Below are 19,838 nucleotides of genomic sequence, written 5' to 3'. Positions count from 1 at the left end.
AAAATGTTATTAAATTAAGATAAATGCTCTTTTATTAATAATTCAGCAATTTGAACACTGTTTGTTGCAGCGCCTTTACGTGTATTGTCGGCAACAATCCACATGTTTATGCCGCAGTTGTGGCTAATATCTTCACGTACACGACCAACAAATGTCTCATCTTTGCCGCTAGCTTCGCCAATTTGTGTTGGGAAGTCTTCGTCGTTACGACATAAAACTACACCTTCAGCTTTTTCTAGCAAGTCTTTAACTTCATCAGCTGAAATAGGTGAATTAGTTTCGATATGAAGTGCTTCGCCATGTCCGTAAAATACAGGTACACGAACAGCAGTAGGGTTAACTAAGATGTTATCGTCGCCGAAAATCTTTTTAGTTTCCCAAACCATTTTCATTTCTTCTTTGGTGTAGCCGTTTTCTAAAAACACGTCAATTTGTGGAATAACGTTAAACGCTATTTGACGAGAGAAGTTTTTAGATTCAACAGGCTTACCACTTAACAAATCAGCTGTTTGTTTAGCTAATTCGTCCATTGATTCTTTACCACCACCAGAAACTGATTGGTAAGTACACACGTTAATACGTGAAATACCAACAGCGTCTTGAATTGGTTTTAATGCAACTAACATTTGGATAGTCGAACAGTTAGGGTTAGCAATAATGTTACGGTTGCGGTATTCACCTAATGCTTGAGGGTTTACTTCAGGCACGATTAATGGAATATCGTCTTCGTAACGGAACTCAGATGTATTATCAATAACAATACAACCTGCGTCACCAGCAATTGGTGCAAATTTAGCTGAGGTAGCGCCACCTGCTGAGAAGAAACCAATTTGTGCTTGGCTAAAGTCAAAGTTGTCTGCATTCAGAACTTCAATACTTTCACCTTTAAAGTCAATAAATTCACCAGCAGATCGAGCACTTGCTAATGGATAAAGTTTATTGATTGGGAAGTCTCTTTGTTCAAGAATCTCAATAATTGTTTTGCCTACTAGGCCTGTTGCGCCAAGTACGCATACATCAAATTTCTGTGCCATGATCCTCTCTCTTTTAGATTAACTATTAACTATTTACTGAAGCCAAGGCGATGCGGTACACCTTCATTGGCTTGATTATTCATAGATACGGTTACTGCCGAAAACTCCCTACGAGCTGGGTATGTTTTGCGAATGTGATCGAATCCTTTGGTATTTATTTGTTGTCTAAATATACCATCATCACGTCTAACATCGTAAACCATTTTTACTAGCTGGTTTAGTAATATTTCATCAAACTCTTGCTTTAGTTCAACTGAGTTTATTGTCGCGCTGGGTAATAAGTCTTTTAGTACTTTATTTACAGGAATATTTAGCTGTTTACATAATGCCTGATAGAGCATTTCTGTGCCACGAGCTTTTCCTTCTAAGCTATAACCAGCAATATGTGCGCTAGCTATTTCGGCATATTCAATAAGCGGATGTAGTAGATTAGGTTCACCTTCCCAAACATCTAATATTAACTTAGTTTGCATGCCGTTTTGTTTAAGTAACAACAAAGCTTTATTGTCTATTACTTCACCACGACAAGCGTTTATTAATATTTGCTCGCTGGTTAATTTTTTAAGTCTAGCTTCGTTTAATAAATGATAGGTTGGATGTTCGCCATCTTGAGTTAATGGCACATGAAGAGAAATAACATCACAAGCTAATGCTTCATCTAACGAGACAAAGTCTCTTAAGTCATTTGGGTTTTCAGCTAAAACAGGATCACACATCACGTATTCAATACCTAATGCACTAAGCTTTTCGCTTAATCGTGTACCTGTATTACCTGCACCAACAATACCTACTTTTAACGAGAATAAATCAATTAAGTAACGTTCACTCATGACAACTAAAGCACTTAACACATATTCAGCAACTGAAATTGCATTACAGCCTGGGGCTGATGTGAAAGGAACATCTCGGCTCTTTAAATAAGCTTGATCAATATGATCAACTCCTATTGTTGCCGTACCTACAAATTGCAGTGATTTATTGTTTGCTAAAAGGCTTTCATTCACTTTGGTAATAGAACGCACTAATAATACATCGGCATTTTCTACCATTTCAGCACTTAGCTCTCGGCCAGCAAAAGGGTAAAGTGTACCTAAATCGCCAAAAAACTCTTTTGCGAATGGCATGTTTTCATCGTGATATATGTTCATAGCGTTAGTTCTGAGATTATTAGTGTAATTACTTTATTTTACCCTAGAAAACAAAAAACCACTAAAGCTATCTTTAGTGGTTTTGAATTTTTTTATCTAAGCACTCATTTAAAATTAAATGATACTCGATAGGTAAGCTTATTTATTAACGTATAAATAAAAGCTTATTTGTATTTTTGCATAACTAATGTTGCATTAGTTCCGCCAAAACCAAAACTATTAGACATAGCTAAGTTAATTTCAGTATCGCGTTTTTCAGTTACGATATCTAAGCCTTCAGCTTTTTCGTCTAATGTGCCTATATTAATTGAAGGAGCAACAAAGCTGTGTTCCATCATTAATAAAGTGTAAATAGCTTCATGAACACCAGCAGCACCTAATGCATGCCCTGTCATTGCTTTTGTTGCTGAAATAGCAGGTGAATCTGCACCAAATACTTCTTGAATAGCACCCAATTCTTTAACATCGCCAACTGGCGTTGATGTACCGTGTGTATTTAAGTAGTCAACTTTACCTTCAACACCTTGCATAGCTTGTTGCATACAACGGATAGCACCTTCACCACTTGGAGCAACCATATCGTAACCGTCTGAAGTTGCGCCGTAGCCAACAACTTCTGCGTAGATATGTGCGCCACGTGCTAAAGCGTGTTCTAGTTCTTCAACAACTAACATACCACCACCGCCCGAGATAACAAAACCATCGCGGTTAGCATCATAAGTACGTGAAGCAGTTTCAGGAGCATCGTTATATTTAGACGATAATGCACCCATGCCATCAAACATCATAGCTAATGACCAATGAACTTCTTCACCACCACCAGCAAAAACAATATCTTGTTTGCCTAATTGAATAAGCTCTGCAGCATGACCAATACAATGAGCACTTGTTGCACAAGCTGAACTCATTGAGTAGTTAACACCTAAAATTTTGAATGGTGTTGCTAAACAAGCAGAAACCGTACTCGACATTGTTTTAGGTACAGCGTAAGGACCTACACGCTTGATACCTTTTTCACGTAGAATATCAGTTGTTTTAACAGTAACTTCTGATGATGCGCCACCTGAGCCAGCAACGATACCTGTACGGAAATTTGAAACTTGTTCAGGCGTTAATTTAGCGTCATCAATAGCTTCTTGCATAGCTATATAAGAGTAACCTGCTGCATCAGCCATAAAACGCACTGCTTTACGATCAATATGATCGGCAATGTTAATGTCTGGTTTGCCCCAAACTTGACTGCGTAAACCTACTTCAGCAAAACTCTCTGAATGAGAGATACCTGAGCGGCCTTCTTTTAAAGATGCTAATACTTCTTCGCTATTGTTGCCAATGCTTGACACAATGCCTAATCCAGTGATTACTACACGTTTCATTTATATAACCATTTCAAAATTTAAAAATTCGAGCTTATCATACAGATAATTACTCGCCATCTGGTCTGCTCAGTGTACACCTGTACACTGATTTCTTCAATTGAATAACAGTTCGATACCAATTACATTCAAAAAAAGCTAAAATAATACAGTTTTCTACTCATTTAAATAAGACGCTACAATTCAGTGAACTCAAAAACTTCTCTTATATTTCAAGATAATGGTGCGCCCTACTCCAAAAAATTTGACGATATTTATTTCGACAGAAAAACGGGTTGTGAGCAGAGTACAACAATTTTTATTGAAGCGAATGAAATTGTAGACCGATTAAAAAATAATAACAGTTTATTTACCATTGCTGAAACAGGTTTTGGTACTGGATTGAACTTTTTATTAACCTTAGACGCATACAAGCAAGCAAACAGCGGTGTTCAGTCAGAAATTGACCTATCCAAAAACAAAGAAAAGACTACAGAACATCAAGCCAAAAACTCACCGGTAACAAAACTTCACTTTATTAGTGTTGAAAAATATCCTTTAAGTAAAAAAGATCTCGCTAAATCTTTACAACTTTTTCCGCATTTAGCTGAGTTTTATCAACCTTTACTTGAGCAATACCCAGAAAATATTGACGCCATTGAAAGTAACTTTTTATATTTTAGTTTTTTTGATAACAAAGTAAGTTTAACGCTTTATATTGGTGATGCGACAGAAGTTTATACTGCTTTAAAATCACCTAAAGAAGGTTTGATAGATACTTGGTATTTAGATGGTTTTTCTCCCAATAAGAACCCTGAGATGTGGAGCCTTGAGTTATTCACACAAATAGCGAGATTAGCAAAAGAGCAATCAACGCTATCTACCTTTACCATTGCTGGACATGTTAGACGCCAGCTTATTGAAGTAGGTTTTAGATTACAAAAGATTGAAACATCAGGCTTAAAAAAAGAAGTTTTAAAAGCTGTTTATCAACAAATAAAGTCAATAGGCAAAGGCTACCAAACTCGTCCAAGAATAAATAAACCTCAACATGTAGCTATTATAGGTGGCGGTATTGCATCAGCTTGTGCCGCTTATTATTTAACAACACAAGGCGTAAAGGTTACCTTGTATTGTAAAGATAATAGCGTAGCTCAAGGTGCATCAAGTAATGCTATAGGTGCTCTGTTTCCTTTATTACATCAACAAAGAGATGATATTAGTGAATTTTACGAAGCCGCTTATTGGCGCGCTTTACATTTATATCATTCATTACTAGAGCAAGGTTTTAACTTCTCACATCAATGGTGTGGTTTATTAGAGATATCTTACAAAGCGGCATTAGAGAAGCGTCAAACACTTTTTGATGAAATAAAAGCTTGGCCTGAAAACCTTATTCACTCTGTTAATGCGAAACAAGCTCAAGAAATTAGTAACTTACCTTTACAGTATGGCGGCTTATTTATGCCTGAAGCTGGCTGGATTGCCCCACAAGAATTAGTGCATGCTTTATTAGAAGCAGCAAAAGCTACGAATCGCTTAAGAATAGAAAGCTCAGTTAAGGTTGAGTCGTTAACACAAAACCTCGACCAATCTTGGCAATTAAACACAACTAAAAATGCAATAAAGAAACAACTAAAAGAACATATTATTATTGTATGTGGCGGTGCCGATTCTATACATATTAATACAATTAATGACTTACCTTTAACATCAGTTAGAGGGCAAATTACAAGCATGAAAAGTGATGCCGCTATTGGCAAACTTTCAACGGTTATTTGTCATAAAGGTTACTTAACGCCCGCTCATAAAAACATTCATTGTATTGGAGCAACCTTTGATAAAAATAGTTTTGATATAACGGCAAACTCAACTGGTGATGAATACAACTTGGGTATGTTGAATAAATGTTTGCCTGAATTAACCGATTGGACAATAACTGATGTTGCTTCTGCTAAAGCCCGATTAAGATGCATGACACCCGATCACTTACCCTTAGTGGGTGCAATGCCTAATATTAAAGAACATGTAAAAACTTATGCTCATCTAAGAAAAGATAAAAATTGGAAATTTTACCAAACAACTCCAACAATAAATAATTTATACGTATTAACAGGCCTAGGTGCTAGAGGTTTATGTAGCGCACCACTTGCAGCAGAAATATTAACTGCGGATATCTGCGGAACACCCTACCCTGTAAATAATAAAATGTTATTTAACCTATCACCGAACCGCTTTGTGATCAGAGATCTGATTAAACGAAAAATATAATCTAAAAAATAGGTATGCGAGATAGAGCCAACTCCCTAAGATTTTATTAACTTACTGAATAACTTTATCCCTCGCCTCTGTTACTCATTTTAATAAAATAATACGTTAAGTTTATTCCAATAAAAGCAGTTAAAGCTTCCCTTAACATTGGAACAAATATCTAAAAACTGTTATAAATATTTTGTTCCTTAATAAGGGTAAGCCTACCTGTAATAAAATAAAACTAAGGAACTAAATTATTAGATATACCTATAATTAACGGTATTTTTTTTATAATTTACTTGCTGTTATTTTATAAAATTCTCGGCCGCAAGCGACCGAGTTTCAAAACAAGTTCAGTGGATCGCTATTAATTTCTTTACCATCTAATTCGATTAACTGTTCTTGAACATATTTCCTGATAACTTCTTCTGTTGCGTTACCAATCGTTTCAACAAAAAAGCTTTGTGTCCATAATTTACCGCCCCAGAAATACTGCTTTTTAATTTCAGGATAAATTCTAAAAAACTCACGAGCAGTTATACTTTTAATTATTTGCATAACATCGCTTGGCGACTGTTTAGGGATCCCTCTAATAACCATATGAATATGGTCACTCGGAATTTCTAACTCTACGATATCAATATCGTAGTCATATCCTACTTTTTGAATAATTGCTTTCATTGTTGAACGATAAGGTTCAATGAAGACTTTGTGTCGATACTTTGGTATCCACACAAAGTGGTACATTAATCTAAAGACATGATGTGTATTTCTTTGAAGTTCCATATGAAGAATAGCATTTACTGGGGTCCCCCCAGTATACACTATCCAGCACGGGGGCAAGCCCCCGAGATTTACGCTTCGCTAGTTAAATAAGGTGTTTTATTTATGAAAGATAAGTTATTTGTTATCGGTTTAATAATGACTACAGGATGCTCAGAAGCTGAGAAAGACTACAGCACTGAAATACTACCGTCTGAGTCCGTTATTAAAAAAAATGAAGAAAGGTTTAATGGTTTTCCATTTAATGAGGTTCCTAAATGGAGAACTGATCCTGCCGAATATCAAGGTCCTTATTCAGAGTCTGGTGAATATTTTCAGATAAAATAAATTTTAAAAGAAACTGTGTTTATCATTATAATCAAACAGCTAAAGAGATGGACCCCGGTTGTATCGATATAATGCAAGATAAATTCTTCAATACTATTTGGTCAGATAATAGCGCCTACCCTGAATATTTTATGTTTGGTGAACCACATATTAATTATTATGAAGGTAGTGTTTTAGTAGACGATATTACCTTTGAGGTTTTGTAACTTCAGCATCAAATACAGCTCAAAACATCTTATTCACCCTTCCATAACGATTGTTGTGGAAGCCCTACTTTCTAAGTAAATAACGTTATTTAACCTATCACCGATTCGCTTTATCATTCGAGATCTGATTAAACGAAAAATATAAGATTTCAGCTATTTTACCCATTCAATACCTTATAAATTCTAATTAATAACTCAGAACTTAGGTTCTTTAAAAATAAAAAATGCTTTCCTAGATATTAATACTGCTCTTCATGCTACTTTTTCGGTATAATATCGCGCGCTTAATTTCATCCTTTAAACTAAATATTTCAGTAGGTAATTGCATGTCTGTACAACAGCAAGAAGTCGATTTACGTCGTACCTTCGCTATCATTTCTCACCCTGATGCGGGTAAAACAACTATTACTGAAAAAGTATTACTTTTCGGACAAGCTTTACAAAAAGCAGGTACGGTAAAAGGTAAGAAATCTGGACAACATGCAAAATCAGATTGGATGGAAATGGAGAAAGATCGTGGTATTTCAATTACCACCTCTGTAATGCAATTCCCTTACAACAAGTGTTTAGTAAACCTACTTGATACTCCTGGTCATGAAGATTTCTCAGAAGATACTTACCGCACGTTAACCGCTGTTGACTCATGTTTAATGGTTATTGATGTTGCTAAGGGTGTAGAAGCACGAACAATTAAGCTGATGGAAGTTACTCGCTTACGTGATACTCCGATTATTACTTTCATGAATAAAATGGACCGTGATGTACGTGATCCTATGGAAGTAATGGATGAAGTTGAAGATGTATTAAAAATTAAGTGTGCACCTATTACTTGGCCAATAGGCATGGGTAAAGAATTTAAAGGTGTATATAACTTATTAACCAATGAAACCTTCCTTTATCAAACAGGTCAAGGTCATACAATTCAAGAGAAACGTGTGATCCAAGGATTAAACAATCCAGAGCTAGATAAAGTATTAGGTAGCTATGCTCAAGATTTGCGTGAAGAGCTTGAACTTGTTCAAGGTGCATCGCACGAATTTGATTTAGAAGAGTTTTTAAAAGGCGAGCTTACTCCTGTATTTTTTGGTACAGCATTAGGTAACTTTGGCGTTGACCATATGTTAGATGGATTAACTAAATGGGCACCTAAACCACTACCACGTCAAGCATCAACACGTGAAGTGAGAGCTGAAGAAGAAAAATTCTCAGGCTTTGTATTTAAAATCCAAGCCAATATGGATCCAAAACATCGTGACCGTATTGCATTCATGCGTATTTGTTCAGGCAAATATGAAAAAGGCATGAAGATGAAACAAGTACGTATTGGTAAAGATGTAAAAATTGCCGATGCGGTTACCTTTATGGCTGGCGACAGATCAAATGTTGAACAAGCATATGCGGGTGACATTATTGGTTTACATAACCATGGCAGCATTCAAATAGGTGATACCTTTACTGCAGGTGAAGATATGAAGTTTAGTGGTATTCCTAACTTCGCACCTGAAATGTTCCGTCGTATTCGTTTACGTGATCCACTTAAAATGAAGCAACTTCAAAAAGGCTTAATTCAGCTTTCTGAAGAAGGTGCGGTGCAAGTATTCAGACCATTAAATTCAAACGATTTAATCGTTGGTGCTGTTGGTGTACTTCAGTTTGAAGTAGTAGTTCAACGTTTAAAAACAGAATACAAAGTTGAAGCGATTTATGAACCAATCAGTGTAGCAACAGCTCGCTGGTGTACGTGTGATAACGAAAGAACGTTAGAGCAGTTTAGAAAGAAAGCTTATGACAACTTAGCGTTAGATGGCGGTGATAACTTAACGTATATTGCGCCGACTATGGTTAATTTGAGTTTGGCGCAAGAGCGAGCGCCAGATATAGTATTCCATAAAACACGTGAACACTAAATTTGGTGTCGTTGTTAACTTTTTCTCGGCATTATTTTATTATTTTTATTTGTCACTTAGTAAACTAAGCTCCTCATAAAAATAATAAAATGCTTTGATAAAAAACTAACAACTTAACCAAATAAAATAGATTGAATCAAATAATTTTAACTAATTGCATATAAAATTCACTTGATTTTTATTGCACCTAGTTGGTTTTACTAAAAGATAAAACCAAACAACAATAACAGAGCTTATTAAAATGAATATTAAGAACTTACTTGCTGCAATCGTTTCTGACGCTATGACAGCTGCAGGATTACCAGAAGGTACTAACCCTGCACTTAGCCTTTCAACTAAACCACAGTTTGGTGACTACCAAGCTAACGGTGTGATGGGCGCGGCGAAGAAGCTGAAAACTAATCCTCGTGAATTAGCGACTAAGGTTGTTGAAGTGCTTGAACCTGCATTGGTTGGTAAAGGTATTGCTGAGAAGCTTGAACTCGCTGGTCCTGGTTTTATTAATATTCATTTAAACAAAAATTGGTTAAGCGAGCAGTTATCAAATAGCTCTACCGATAAAAACCTTGGTGTAACTCAACGCGGTACTTTACCTGGCGAGAAGCAACAAACTGTTGTTGTTGATTACTCAGCGCCGAATTTAGCTAAAGAAATGCACGTAGGTCACTTACGTTCAACTATTATTGGTGACGCTGTAGTTCGTGCATTAGAGTTTCGTGGTGACAAAGTTATACGCCAAAATCACATGGGTGATTGGGGTACGCAATTTGGTATGTTGTTAGCGCATCTAAGCGATAAACTAGCAAGCGAAGAGGTAGCAGAAACAGCATTAGCTGATTTAGAAAACTTCTACCGTGAAGCAAAAGTAAGATTCGATGATGAAGATGGCTTTGCTGACAGAGCACGTGATTACGTTGTTAAACTTCAAGGCGGTGATGCTGATTGTGCTGTACTTTGGCAACAGTTTATTGATATTTCTATTGCTCACAGTGAAGATATTTATAAAAAATTAAACGTAACATTAACACGTGACGATATTATGGGTGAAAGTGCTTACAACCCTGATCTTCCAAAAGTTATTGATGAACTTATGGCTCAAGGAGTCGCGGAAGAAAGCCAAGGCGCTAAAGTTGTTTTTATCAATGAAATGGCGAATAAAGATGGCGAGCCTTCTGTATTTATCGTTCAAAAATCTGGTGGTGGTTACTTATACGCAACTACAGATTTATCAGCTTGTAGATACCGTAGCAACGAGTTAAAAGCTGACCGTATTATTATCTTCACCGATGCTCGTCAATCACTGCATTTTAAACAGGTTGAAACCGTAGCACGTAAAGCTGGATTTTTACCAGAAAACGTAGGCTACGATCATTGCCCGTTTGGTATGATGATGGGTGACGACGGTAAGCCGTTTAAAACACGTACGGGTGGAACAATCAAACTAGCGGAATTGCTTGATGAAGCAGTCGTTCGTGCAAGTGCTTTAATTAAAGAAAAGAATCCTGATTTTTCTGATGAGTTTTTAGCAGAAATTTCAAGCAAGGTGGGTATTGGCGCAGTTAAATTTGCGGATTTATCTAAAAACAGAACCAGCGATTACATCTTCAACTGGAAAACTATGTTGAGCTTTGAAGGTGCTACAGCGCCTTATTTACAATATGCTTACTCGCGTATTCAAAGTATATTTACTAAAGCGGGTGTATCTGCTGATCAACTAGATTACTCGCAATTAAACCTTGTTGAAGTACAAGAAAAAGCTTTAGCCATGAAAATTTTACAACTTGAAGAAGTGATTGATTCTGTTATTTCAGAATGTACGCCTAACTTACTTTGTAATTACTTATACGAGCTAGCAAGCTTATACATGACTTTTTATGAAGCTTGTCCGATTTTAAAAGACGACATTAGCGAAGATGTTAAAAAATCTCGTTTAGCTTTATGTGCCCTAGTATCTAAAACCTTGAACAAAGGCCTAGACATATTAGGTATTGAAGTAATGGAAAGAATGTAAGCTGTTTGATTGTTTGAATAACGACATGAATAACACCCTGATGACGACAAGGTTAGCCTTATGTTATTAACTGATAGCCACTGCCATTTAGATTTTGATACTTTTTCTCATGAACTAGAGTCACTATTAAAGCAGTGCTATCAATCAGGTATACACAGAATTATTATCCCAGCTATTTCACCTGATAACTGGGATAAAGTTTTAAACTTATCAAATCTAAGTAAGTTAAACACAGCTCAATTCTCGGCTTTCCCCCTTCTCTCTTCTAATACTCAGCTAGATAGTTCATCAGAAAAGACCTCCAAGAAGACAACAAATAAAAATACCGAAGAAAGTGTTATCCCAAAAAGTGCACAAATATTTGCTTGTTTAGGTATTCATCCTTGGTTTATGAAAAACTTAGATGAAAGTGCTTTAGACAGTTTATCGCTAAAGGTTGCACAACATGCTGAAGATATTGTCGCTATTGGTGAAACAGGGCTCGATAAAGTTATTGCTGATGAGCAAAGTAATTTAAACCAGCAAATCGCTTTTTTTGAGCATCACCTATATTTAAGTGATCAGCACAACTTGCCTGTTATTGTTCATCATCGTCGATCTCACGAGTTAATAATTCCGTTATTGAAAAAGTATAAGGTAAAGAGTGGTGGCGTTATTCACGCTTTTTCAGGTAGTTATCAGCAAGCTAAAAGCTATGTAGATTTAGGATTCAAATTAGGAGTGGGCGGAACAATTACTTATGATAGAGCTCAGAAAACCATTAAGGCGATTAAAAAGCTACCGTTAGAAAGTCTATTATTAGAAACCGATGCGCCAAGTATGCCTTTACAGGGCTTTCAGGGAGAAGATAACTCGCCACTTCAGTTAGTTAATATTGCAAACTGTTTAAATGACATTCGACCTGAGAGTTTAGCCGATATCACTCAAACAATTGAAAATAATATAGATAGGTTATTTTTCAACAGGTAGTCTAAAACCTTGACGACTGAAACGATTTAAACCTCTTGTTAGTAAAAATCCGATAAAAACAGACATCACTATCATTAATCTTAACATCGCATGATTATCGTAATTAGTACTATAAAGATCATCAATAAAATAACTCTTTTTCACTGTTATTCTCATAAAGCCAATCAATTCGTCTGTACGAATCTCTTGAATAAAAGGGATATATTCGTCACTTTTATTACTCTTATTTAGCGTAATACCATAAACATCTTTTATACTCGCATCACTACCTGACACGGCTAAGGTTTTACCTGTAGCATCATAAACATGTGCATCGTAAACCCAATCAGCACGAGCTACACTATCGATATATTTCTCAAGTTCATCTTTATTATCAATAAGTTCTAATGACAATACGCCAGATATAGCTTGCTCCAAATGTTGCTCAGCTAAAGTATAAAAATGGTTATGAATGGTCTTTTCAGAATGCGCATTACTTGTTACCCACAAGTTCAGTAAAACAATAATCAACACAATCGCTATAGCTAATTGTATTAATTTATTATAAATAGGTGATAATTTAGGGTATAAAGGCAGATTAGATGTTTCCATAATCCTCTATGATATTGGCTTCTCTATGGATACACTATAGAGGGTTCTTGATGTATTTAAAATAACTAGAGAACATCTTTTTATCGATGGATACCATTTTTCGCAATATTTACCTTATTTATAAGTAAATGAATAAATAATTAAGTGCTAATGACGAGATAATAGTATTAAACAAAACGCTAAATAAACTAGATAATATCTAACCTCTTATTTACTCAGTCTAATTAATCAATTGGCAAGTGATGAATATAAGGTAGATATCAATACAAAGTAGGCTTTAAAAGTGACTAATAACGTGCAGAAATTTACCTTAGAAACCATTAATTCATTTTCTCTTTCACAAGTAATATTACCCGCTCAAACAGTAAGTTCTTTTCCATTTAGCGTGGCGTTAACAGCAAATAATTTCACCATCGATGATAACTGTTTATGTGATACTTCTATCGCTAGTACTGTGGAGCAATCATCACCTAGCGCTAACGTAGGTAACTCAACTGAATTAGTGGTTTTTAGTGATATATCTATTGCCCTATTTTCAGAGTTAACTTTAGCGTGTGACCTTTCATTAAATGCATTAATAGCAATTAACCATAGAAATAACTTAATAAGTTATCGCTTTGCTATTTCTGTAGACGAAATCAGCGTAGCTCGACAAAAACTCATTTCATTTGCTGAAGCGAATAATATCGAAGCGGCTATTTTATTAAATGCTCCTAAACTAGAAACTCCAGGGCTATTAGTGATGGATATGGATTCAACCACAATAGAAATTGAGTGTATTGATGAAATAGCCATATTAGCTGGTGTAGGTGAGCAAGTTTCAGCGGTTACAGAGCTCGCAATGCAAGGTCAGTTAGATTTCTCTGAAAGTTTATACCAACGTGTTGCTACTTTAGAAAATGCCTCAGAACAGATTCTGGCTGACGTAGCTAAAGATATTCCTTTGATGATGGGTTTAGAGACCTTAATTACTGAATTGAAAAAGCATCAATGGCGTGTAGCTATTGCATCAGGTGGTTTTACTTACTTTGCCGATCATTTAAAAGACATGCTTTCGTTAGATGCCGCTTTTGCAAATACATTAGAAATTATTGACGGTAAGTTAACAGGTAAAGTTTTGGGCAGAGTTGTTGATGCCAATGTTAAAGCTGAATGTTTAACGTTATTAAGTAATGAGTACAATATTCCTCATCAGCAAACGGTTGCTATGGGCGATGGTGCTAACGATTTAGTTATGATGGAAGCCGCTAACTTAGGTATTGCCTTTCATGCAAAATCTATCGTAAAAGCAAAAGCGGATACAGCGATTAATACCTCTGGTTTAGATTGTATGATCCATTGGTTAGCTTAAATGATTTAAATTACTTAAGTGATTTAAGTCACTTACCTGAACGCGAGAAGTTAACCTTCTCGCGTTCATATTTTATAGCTCGTTTTATTTTATACCTAGTTTAATTCTCATCATGGCTTCTTGTGTAATATCAAGAACCTGAACAACACCAGCAACATTCCACACCTCTTGCTCTACTTGTTTACCTCTATGTATCGCATATGAACTTATATAGCTTAGTTCTGGGTTCAGGTAATCCATGTCAGGCACGTTTGTTCTAGAAAGCTTTAATTGTAAACATAAGAAATGCCCTCTTCTTAAAGCCCCTTTCATAAACAAATTCTGTAGTTTTAACGTATTTAATTCTGAAGTGATCTTGGTAATAACACGATCTTCTATATTTTCAGCATCAGGATTAACAGCAACATACAAAACTTTACTAATAGGTTCATCAGTAGCGTGCATTTTCTTTAAATTCAGCATTAAATCATTGGTCATGCTTAAATTACTTAGCACAGGATATAAATTATAGTGCCCTACTTTGTCGCTCAACTCGCGCATGGTAGGCATCAACTTGCCATATTCTTGAGCACAACCAAGAGCTTCAAATTTATATCTACTGCCGCTAGTTTGTATAATTAAGTTAGGGATACTTAAACTACTGCTATAAATATTGCGCAGTGGCTTAACAAGTCCCTGCACCATAGAGGCATATTCATCGGGTGTTAATTTATCTTTGTTCTTTTCAATAAGCGCTTTAAAAAAGGCTTTGCCGATATGCTTATGCTTATCGATTTGAACTCTAAGATTAATAATTGTTTTCTTTTCATTTATTCTAACAATCACATACGGTAAAGATTTTAGATCAAATAACGAAGTGATTTTCTGTAGGTTTGTAAAGGATAAATGAACGACATCGCCTTTATTTAAAACCGTTGCTTCATCAAACTCTAATTTTAGTCCTGACGCTGAAAAATCAAGAGATTGGGCAGGCAAAGTTAATTCGTTATTGGTTACATCAACATCCGTTTGAAACTTGAAGCGAGACTCTTGTCTATGATTTTGATAATTAATACCTATTTCTTCAACCGTACGAGGAGTATTAATACGCTTATGACCAAAAGCTTTTATTTTAGATGCATTGATGTTGTCTGCAGGAAAAGCTTGGTAAATAGTGGTTGAGTTCGCATTAGTAATATCATTTACCACAACCAAATAGGTAAGTTCATCAATTTTTTGTAGATTCTCTTCACTAACAGGCAGGTTTAAATATTGATTCTTCTTCGTTAATGAATCCGATAAGGTATAAAACGAATCAACTTTATCTTTTTTAACATCTGAAAGCGTTAACGTTGTAATAGCAAAGTCGGCTTTATTGGCAGCAAAGCCAAGAAACTCAGCCATAAAATCTTGGTCGTCTTTTAGCTGTTCTTCATCTGCACTATAAAAATAAGATTTACCTTGGCTATGATGAATAAAGCTATACACAAGTAATGATTTACCCAAAACAAATGCTTTTTTCAAACGTTTGATTCTGTCTGGGGTAATTAAGAAATGCAGCGTAGAGTTTTTACATTCATCTTGCCAATATTCAAATATTTTATGATTATTTAAACACGTTAAAGCATATTTTGGACGAAGAGATTCATCTTCACCTGAAAGGAAAACAGGTAGTTCATTCGATTTAGGTAATACATATTGTTCAAAGTTTCGAGTAAGCAAAGCCGAAATAGTATTATCTAAATTTATTTTATAGCGTCTTTTATTTCCTTGAATAAAACCTGATAAAAACTGTTTAAAGCCGTCACGTTTGTAATCTTCATCATAAACTCTTTTCACACCCACTAGTTGAAGAGTATCAACAAGTTGAATATTTTTAACTTCGTAGTTAAAAATATCTGACGAGCCAAATTCGAACTCTTCTTCTAAGCCTAAAAACCGGATAGAGATGATTTGCCCAATTTGCATTTTTGTTGTGCTAGGCAATCTAAATCTACAGCCATTAACGCTGATATCAGAGCTATGACACTCAACTTTACCTTCTTGGCTCGTCACTAATAACGTAATGGAAAAATTCATACGTTCTTCTGAACGATTATGATATTCACCAAATTTATATAACTTCGCTGGATATTGTGATTTTTCGAAAACCTTTTGTACTTTAGGTTTTTTATCTAAGATAGGTTTTATACCCGCTTTTTCTTTTTGATATATCACCCTAAAATTATTATCAGTATTCGTTATCGCTTCGTAAACACCTACAGTGTAGATACCATATAACGTAATATTTTCATTAAACACTTTAATGGCAACATCATCTAAAAAATGCGTGCGTTCTTCATGTTGAAATGGCTTACATTCACCATCAACTAGACCACGTAAATCAACTAAACGTGAACAAGGAGCAGCTAAACGTTTAAGCTCCATTTTTAGGAGGAAACGTTCACTTTTAGGGATTTGAGTAGATTTGGCAGCAAACTTAGTTTCAAAGTCTTTACTCGCCACTTCTCCACGAAAATAATCTATTATTTTTTTATACTTAGTAAAATTATTAGTCATTGAGTTTGTATATCAGTTAAAAAGCAGTAACAATTCGGTATATAAGTTATATAACCTGAACTCGGGATAAGCGATTATGCCTAACATTGTTATTTAACCACCTACCGTCGTTGTTTTTATGGCTAATAGCCAGCTATTAGTACATAAAAACTCCTTGGTATACGGACTAAATACCAACATTAGGGTGGTAAAAAATCATCTAGATAAGTTAAACCCTATTAATTAAGGGGTAAGGCATTATAAATCAAAAGCTTACAAACCCAATATTCCGAGTTCATGTTATATAAAAATACTCGAATAAATTTATAGCACGAAACAATATACAAAATACAGCAATTTCCGTGCCTTAGAAAACATAGCAAATAAAAAAGCACCTGTTTATCTGCTGTAGCTCTTCGAAAGTAGCCATTCAACTTTAGCTATATAGTAAATATCTATAGTCAAAGAAGTCAGAAGTTTGACGATGCTACGAGTATCTTGTGTTGAATAACATTAAGTATAGATCAGATGATAACTAACATTATGATGAAACATATTGATATAACTCAATCTGAACAAAACTCTCACCATTTAACATTGTAATAAATAGGTAAAGTAATATGGCAAAGCCATCAAAAATAGAATTTGTTTGTACCGATTGTGGAATGAACCATTCTCGCTGGCAAGGTCAATGTAAATGTGGCGCTTGGAATACAATAACCGAAATGAAGGTTTCAGCTGCTAGCACTAAAAAATCAACGGGTAATAGCGGAGGCTATGCTGGTGGAGTTGGCGGTGGTTCTAAAAAGATAAATGAAATAGAGTCTACTGAAGCAGAAAAGCATCTAACAGGTATAGGTGAACTTGATCGCGTATTATGTGGTGGCGTAACAACAGGTTCAGTTAATATTATTTCAGGCGATCCTGGTGCAGGTAAAACCACATTACTTTCAGATCTTGTTGCTCGTATGTCGAAAACAACCGCCTCTCTTTATTGTACTGCGGAAGAGTCACTCTCTCAGTTTAAAAACCGTGTACAGCGCTTAAAACTCAGCTATAACGAAGATTCTCTATATTTGCTTTCTGAAACAAGCGTTGAAGCTATTATTCAAGAGTTAGATGCCAACAAAATAAAATTTGCCGTAATCGATTCTATTCAAGCCGTGGTTACTGAAAATGCTAATGGTAGCCCTGGTTCACCTTCACAAGTAAAAAGTGCTGCTCAGTTACTCACTCAGTATTGTAAGCAAAATAATGTCACCATGTTTCTTATTGCTCACGTGAATAAAAACAACGAAATAGCGGGTCCACAAACCTTAGTTCATATCGTTGATGCATTATTACATATTGATACTAATGACGGACAAATACGTACATTAAGAGCCAATAAAAACCGCTTTGGTGATATAGATACCGTGGGTATTTTTAAGATGTGCGAAAAAGGCATGTTGAGTGTCGATAACCCAAGTGAGATCTTTTTATCGGGTTCAACGACTGACTCGCCAGGTTCTGCAATTACTTGTATTCGAAAAGGTAATCGAAACCTATTATTAGAAATACAATGTTTAACCACAGAAACAGAAGCTGAGTTTCCTCAGCGTGTTTGTGTAGGTTTAAATATGAATCGTATAAAAATGTTAACGGGAATATTACGTAAACATACAAAAACGAAAATATTTCACGACACATTTTTCAATATTGTTGGTGGCTTAAAAATTGACGAACTTGAGACTTGTATTGATCTAGCTTTGGTTACAGCATTACTTAGCAGTTTGAATGACTTTGTTATACCGAGAAGCACTTGTATTATGGGTGAATTAAGTTTGAATGGCGATGTACGCCCTATTGATAGTGGTGTGCCGCGCGTGAAAGAAGCTGCTCAACATGGCTTTACACAAATAATTATTCCCTTTAGAAATTATCATAAGTCGATGGAAGGTTTAGGTGCAACGATAACGCCAGTTAAAACCATTCATGAATTGTTGACAGTAATAAAATAAATATTATTTGGCTCTATAAGCTCAAATTAACACTATAGACAATAAAGGCTCCCCTGCGGCAGCCTTTATTGTTTTAGTGCTATGATTGTTAACTTTAATTAGATAATAAAGTCATCATCAATAACGTTTAATTTTATAACCAATATTACTTAATCATTAACCTGCATTATTTTTATTAAGGTTTTCAGCATACTCTTGAGCATTTTTTATTAGCCTTAATGCATTCTCCCCCCAAATATCTGCCAAATCCTGCTTACTATAACCTTCATCTATCAATCGTTGGGTAATTAAAGGCAAAGTAACAATATCCATCATTTTCACGACACCACCACCACCATCCCAATCAGCCCCTACGCCAACATGTTTTGGCCCAGCAATTTTTAGAATATGAAGAAAGTGTTCCATATAGTCGTCAAAAGTTGCTTTAACTTCAGGATGTTCTTGATCAATAGCGTAACGCTTCTGATTCACTTCTTGCCATTCCTTTGCACTAAACGTTGATGACTTATTAGCAACCAACTTAAACAATTTACCATAAGCTATTTTTCGGCTGGGATCTTGTGGAAGCTTTTTTAAGTAAGAGCTATAAGCATTTACATGAATAACACCACCACTTTTGGCTAACTTCCTTAATAACTTATCGTCAATATTACGAGGATGGTCATATATGGCCTTTGTTCCAGTATGAGACAAAATAATAGGTGTCTTCGACTGTTCTATTAAATCAACCACTAGAGCATCGTGCCCATGAGAACCGTCTAATACGATCCCCAAACGGTTAGCTTCTTTCACTAACTCTTTCCCTAACGGAGATAAACCTCCCCATTTAGGTCCATCAGGATCGGTTGAACTATCTCCAAACTGATTGTTTTTAAAATGAACCGGCCCCATCATCCGTAAACCCATTTTATAAAATGTCGTTAATAAACTAATGTCCTCACCCAATGGGTATGCGTTTTCCATACTGATATAAACCACTTTTTTACCTGATTTATGTATCCTCGGTCCATCTTCAGCAAGAGTAGCCAACTCGAAGGTATCAGAGTGTTTTTCTACCATGTTATGAATAGCCATAGATCTAAGTAATGCTGTATCACGATTACTTTGATAACCCTCTTTAGTCAACGGACCTTGCGGTGTATAAATAACCCAAAACCCACCATCTAACCCACCTTTTTCCATTCGTGGTATATCAACTTGAGAAAAGTCTTTATCGTGGCTGTGTGATTCCATAATATCAAAACCAGGGCGGACGAGTAGCGCAGGTGTATCAAGGTGAGTATCTAAAACCATTAGGCTATTATGGAAAACATTATCACTTTCAGCTTGGCTACTCACACATAGGAAAGAACTAATTAGCGCCAAAGATATTTTTTTCAACATTTA

Annotated in this window: 15 protein-coding genes; 8 read left to right on the top strand and 7 right to left on the bottom strand. The window is 35.6% G+C overall.

From position 1 onward, the window contains the following. Positions 1-14: 14 nt before the first annotated feature. The 3 genes from ACPUVN_RS01460 to fabB all read right to left on the bottom strand — a co-directional run bounded on the left by ACPUVN_RS01460 (position 15) and on the right by fabB (position 3,558). Entirely contained in the window at positions 15-1,034 is a 1,020-nt protein-coding gene (locus tag ACPUVN_RS01460) for an aspartate-semialdehyde dehydrogenase (protein WP_426358349.1), read from the bottom strand. A 29-nt stretch (positions 1,035-1,063) separates the two neighbouring features. Continuing rightward, positions 1,064-2,182, bottom strand: coding sequence for a 4-phosphoerythronate dehydrogenase (locus ACPUVN_RS01455; protein ID WP_426358350.1), 1,119 nt, complete (start codon positions 2,180-2,182; stop codon positions 1,064-1,066). 164 nt (positions 2,183-2,346) lie between these two features. Beyond that, positions 2,347-3,558: a beta-ketoacyl-ACP synthase I gene (gene fabB, locus ACPUVN_RS01450; RefSeq protein WP_426369818.1), complete on the bottom strand. Its 1,212-nt coding sequence runs from the start codon at positions 3,556-3,558 to the stop codon at positions 2,347-2,349. Positions 3,559-3,744: 186 nt separating this feature from the next. Here fabB and mnmC point away from each other — a divergent pair, with 186 nt between their 5' ends. After that, positions 3,745-5,808: a bifunctional tRNA (5-methylaminomethyl-2-thiouridine)(34)-methyltransferase MnmD/FAD-dependent 5-carboxymethylaminomethyl-2-thiouridine(34) oxidoreductase MnmC gene (gene mnmC / locus ACPUVN_RS01445; protein WP_426369817.1), complete on the top strand. Its 2,064-nt coding sequence runs from the start codon at positions 3,745-3,747 to the stop codon at positions 5,806-5,808. 324 nt (positions 5,809-6,132) lie between these two features. On the opposite strand, the gene tnpA is transcribed toward mnmC, so the two are convergent. Continuing rightward, on the bottom strand, positions 6,133-6,576 hold the full coding sequence (gene tnpA / locus ACPUVN_RS01440; protein ID WP_426357702.1) for an IS200/IS605 family transposase: 444 nt from the start codon (positions 6,574-6,576) through the stop codon (positions 6,133-6,135). A 102-nt stretch (positions 6,577-6,678) separates the two neighbouring features. On the opposite strand from tnpA, the gene ACPUVN_RS01435 reads away from it, so the two are divergent. From ACPUVN_RS01435 to ACPUVN_RS01415, 5 genes are all read left to right on the top strand, one after another. Continuing rightward, positions 6,679-6,900: a hypothetical protein gene (locus ACPUVN_RS01435; protein WP_426358353.1), complete on the top strand. Its 222-nt coding sequence runs from the start codon at positions 6,679-6,681 to the stop codon at positions 6,898-6,900. Positions 6,901-6,971: 71 nt separating this feature from the next. Next, entirely contained in the window at positions 6,972-7,106 is a 135-nt protein-coding gene (locus ACPUVN_RS01430) for a hypothetical protein (RefSeq protein WP_426369816.1), read from the top strand. 326 nt (positions 7,107-7,432) lie between these two features. Continuing rightward, positions 7,433-9,013 carry a peptide chain release factor 3 gene (prfC, locus tag ACPUVN_RS01425; protein ID WP_426358355.1) on the top strand — a complete coding sequence of 527 codons (1,581 nt, stop codon included), beginning with the start codon at positions 7,433-7,435 and terminating at the stop codon, positions 9,011-9,013. Positions 9,014-9,254: 241 nt separating this feature from the next. After that, complete coding sequence (gene argS, locus ACPUVN_RS01420) at positions 9,255-11,024, top strand: arginine--tRNA ligase (protein ID WP_426369815.1); 1,770 nt, start codon at positions 9,255-9,257, stop codon at positions 11,022-11,024. Between the two features lie 60 nt (positions 11,025-11,084). Then, a complete protein-coding gene (locus ACPUVN_RS01415) occupies positions 11,085-11,993 on the top strand; it encodes a TatD family hydrolase (RefSeq protein ID WP_426358357.1) in 909 nt (302 codons plus the stop codon). Here the strand turns inward: ACPUVN_RS01415 and ACPUVN_RS01410 are convergent. Beyond that, a complete protein-coding gene (locus ACPUVN_RS01410; protein ID WP_426358358.1) occupies positions 11,976-12,584 on the bottom strand; it encodes an AhpA/YtjB family protein in 609 nt (202 codons plus the stop codon). The two genes, ACPUVN_RS01415 and ACPUVN_RS01410, sit on opposite strands and share 18 nt — an antisense overlap. 295 nt (positions 12,585-12,879) lie before the next feature. Between ACPUVN_RS01410 and serB the strand changes: the two genes are divergently transcribed. Continuing rightward, positions 12,880-13,935, top strand: coding sequence for a phosphoserine phosphatase SerB (gene serB / locus ACPUVN_RS01405; RefSeq protein ID WP_426358359.1), 1,056 nt, complete (start codon positions 12,880-12,882; stop codon positions 13,933-13,935). 84 nt (positions 13,936-14,019) lie between these two features. Here the strand turns inward: serB and ACPUVN_RS01400 are convergent, their stop codons facing one another. Further along, positions 14,020-16,473 (bottom strand): PilZ domain-containing protein, encoded by a 2,454-nt coding sequence (locus tag ACPUVN_RS01400; RefSeq protein ID WP_426369814.1) that lies wholly within the window; start codon positions 16,471-16,473, stop codon positions 14,020-14,022. A gap of 599 nt (positions 16,474-17,072) precedes the next feature. On the opposite strand from ACPUVN_RS01400, the gene radA reads away from it, so the two are divergent. Continuing rightward, on the top strand, positions 17,073-18,452 hold the full coding sequence (gene radA, locus ACPUVN_RS01395) for a DNA repair protein RadA (RefSeq protein ID WP_426358361.1): 1,380 nt from the start codon (positions 17,073-17,075) through the stop codon (positions 18,450-18,452). Between the two features lie 156 nt (positions 18,453-18,608). Here the strand turns inward: radA and ACPUVN_RS01390 are convergent, their stop codons facing one another. Continuing rightward, positions 18,609-19,835, bottom strand: a complete 1,227-nt coding sequence (locus tag ACPUVN_RS01390) for a dipeptidase (RefSeq protein WP_426358362.1) — start codon at positions 19,833-19,835, stop codon at positions 18,609-18,611. Positions 19,836-19,838 lie beyond the last annotated feature (3 nt).

This window comes from Pseudocolwellia antarctica (assembly GCF_049933045.1).
GTDB lineage: Bacteria > Pseudomonadota > Gammaproteobacteria > Enterobacterales > Alteromonadaceae > Pseudocolwellia.
The sequence above is the reverse complement of the archived record's forward strand: the minus strand, read 5'-3'. Positions and strand labels throughout refer to the sequence as shown.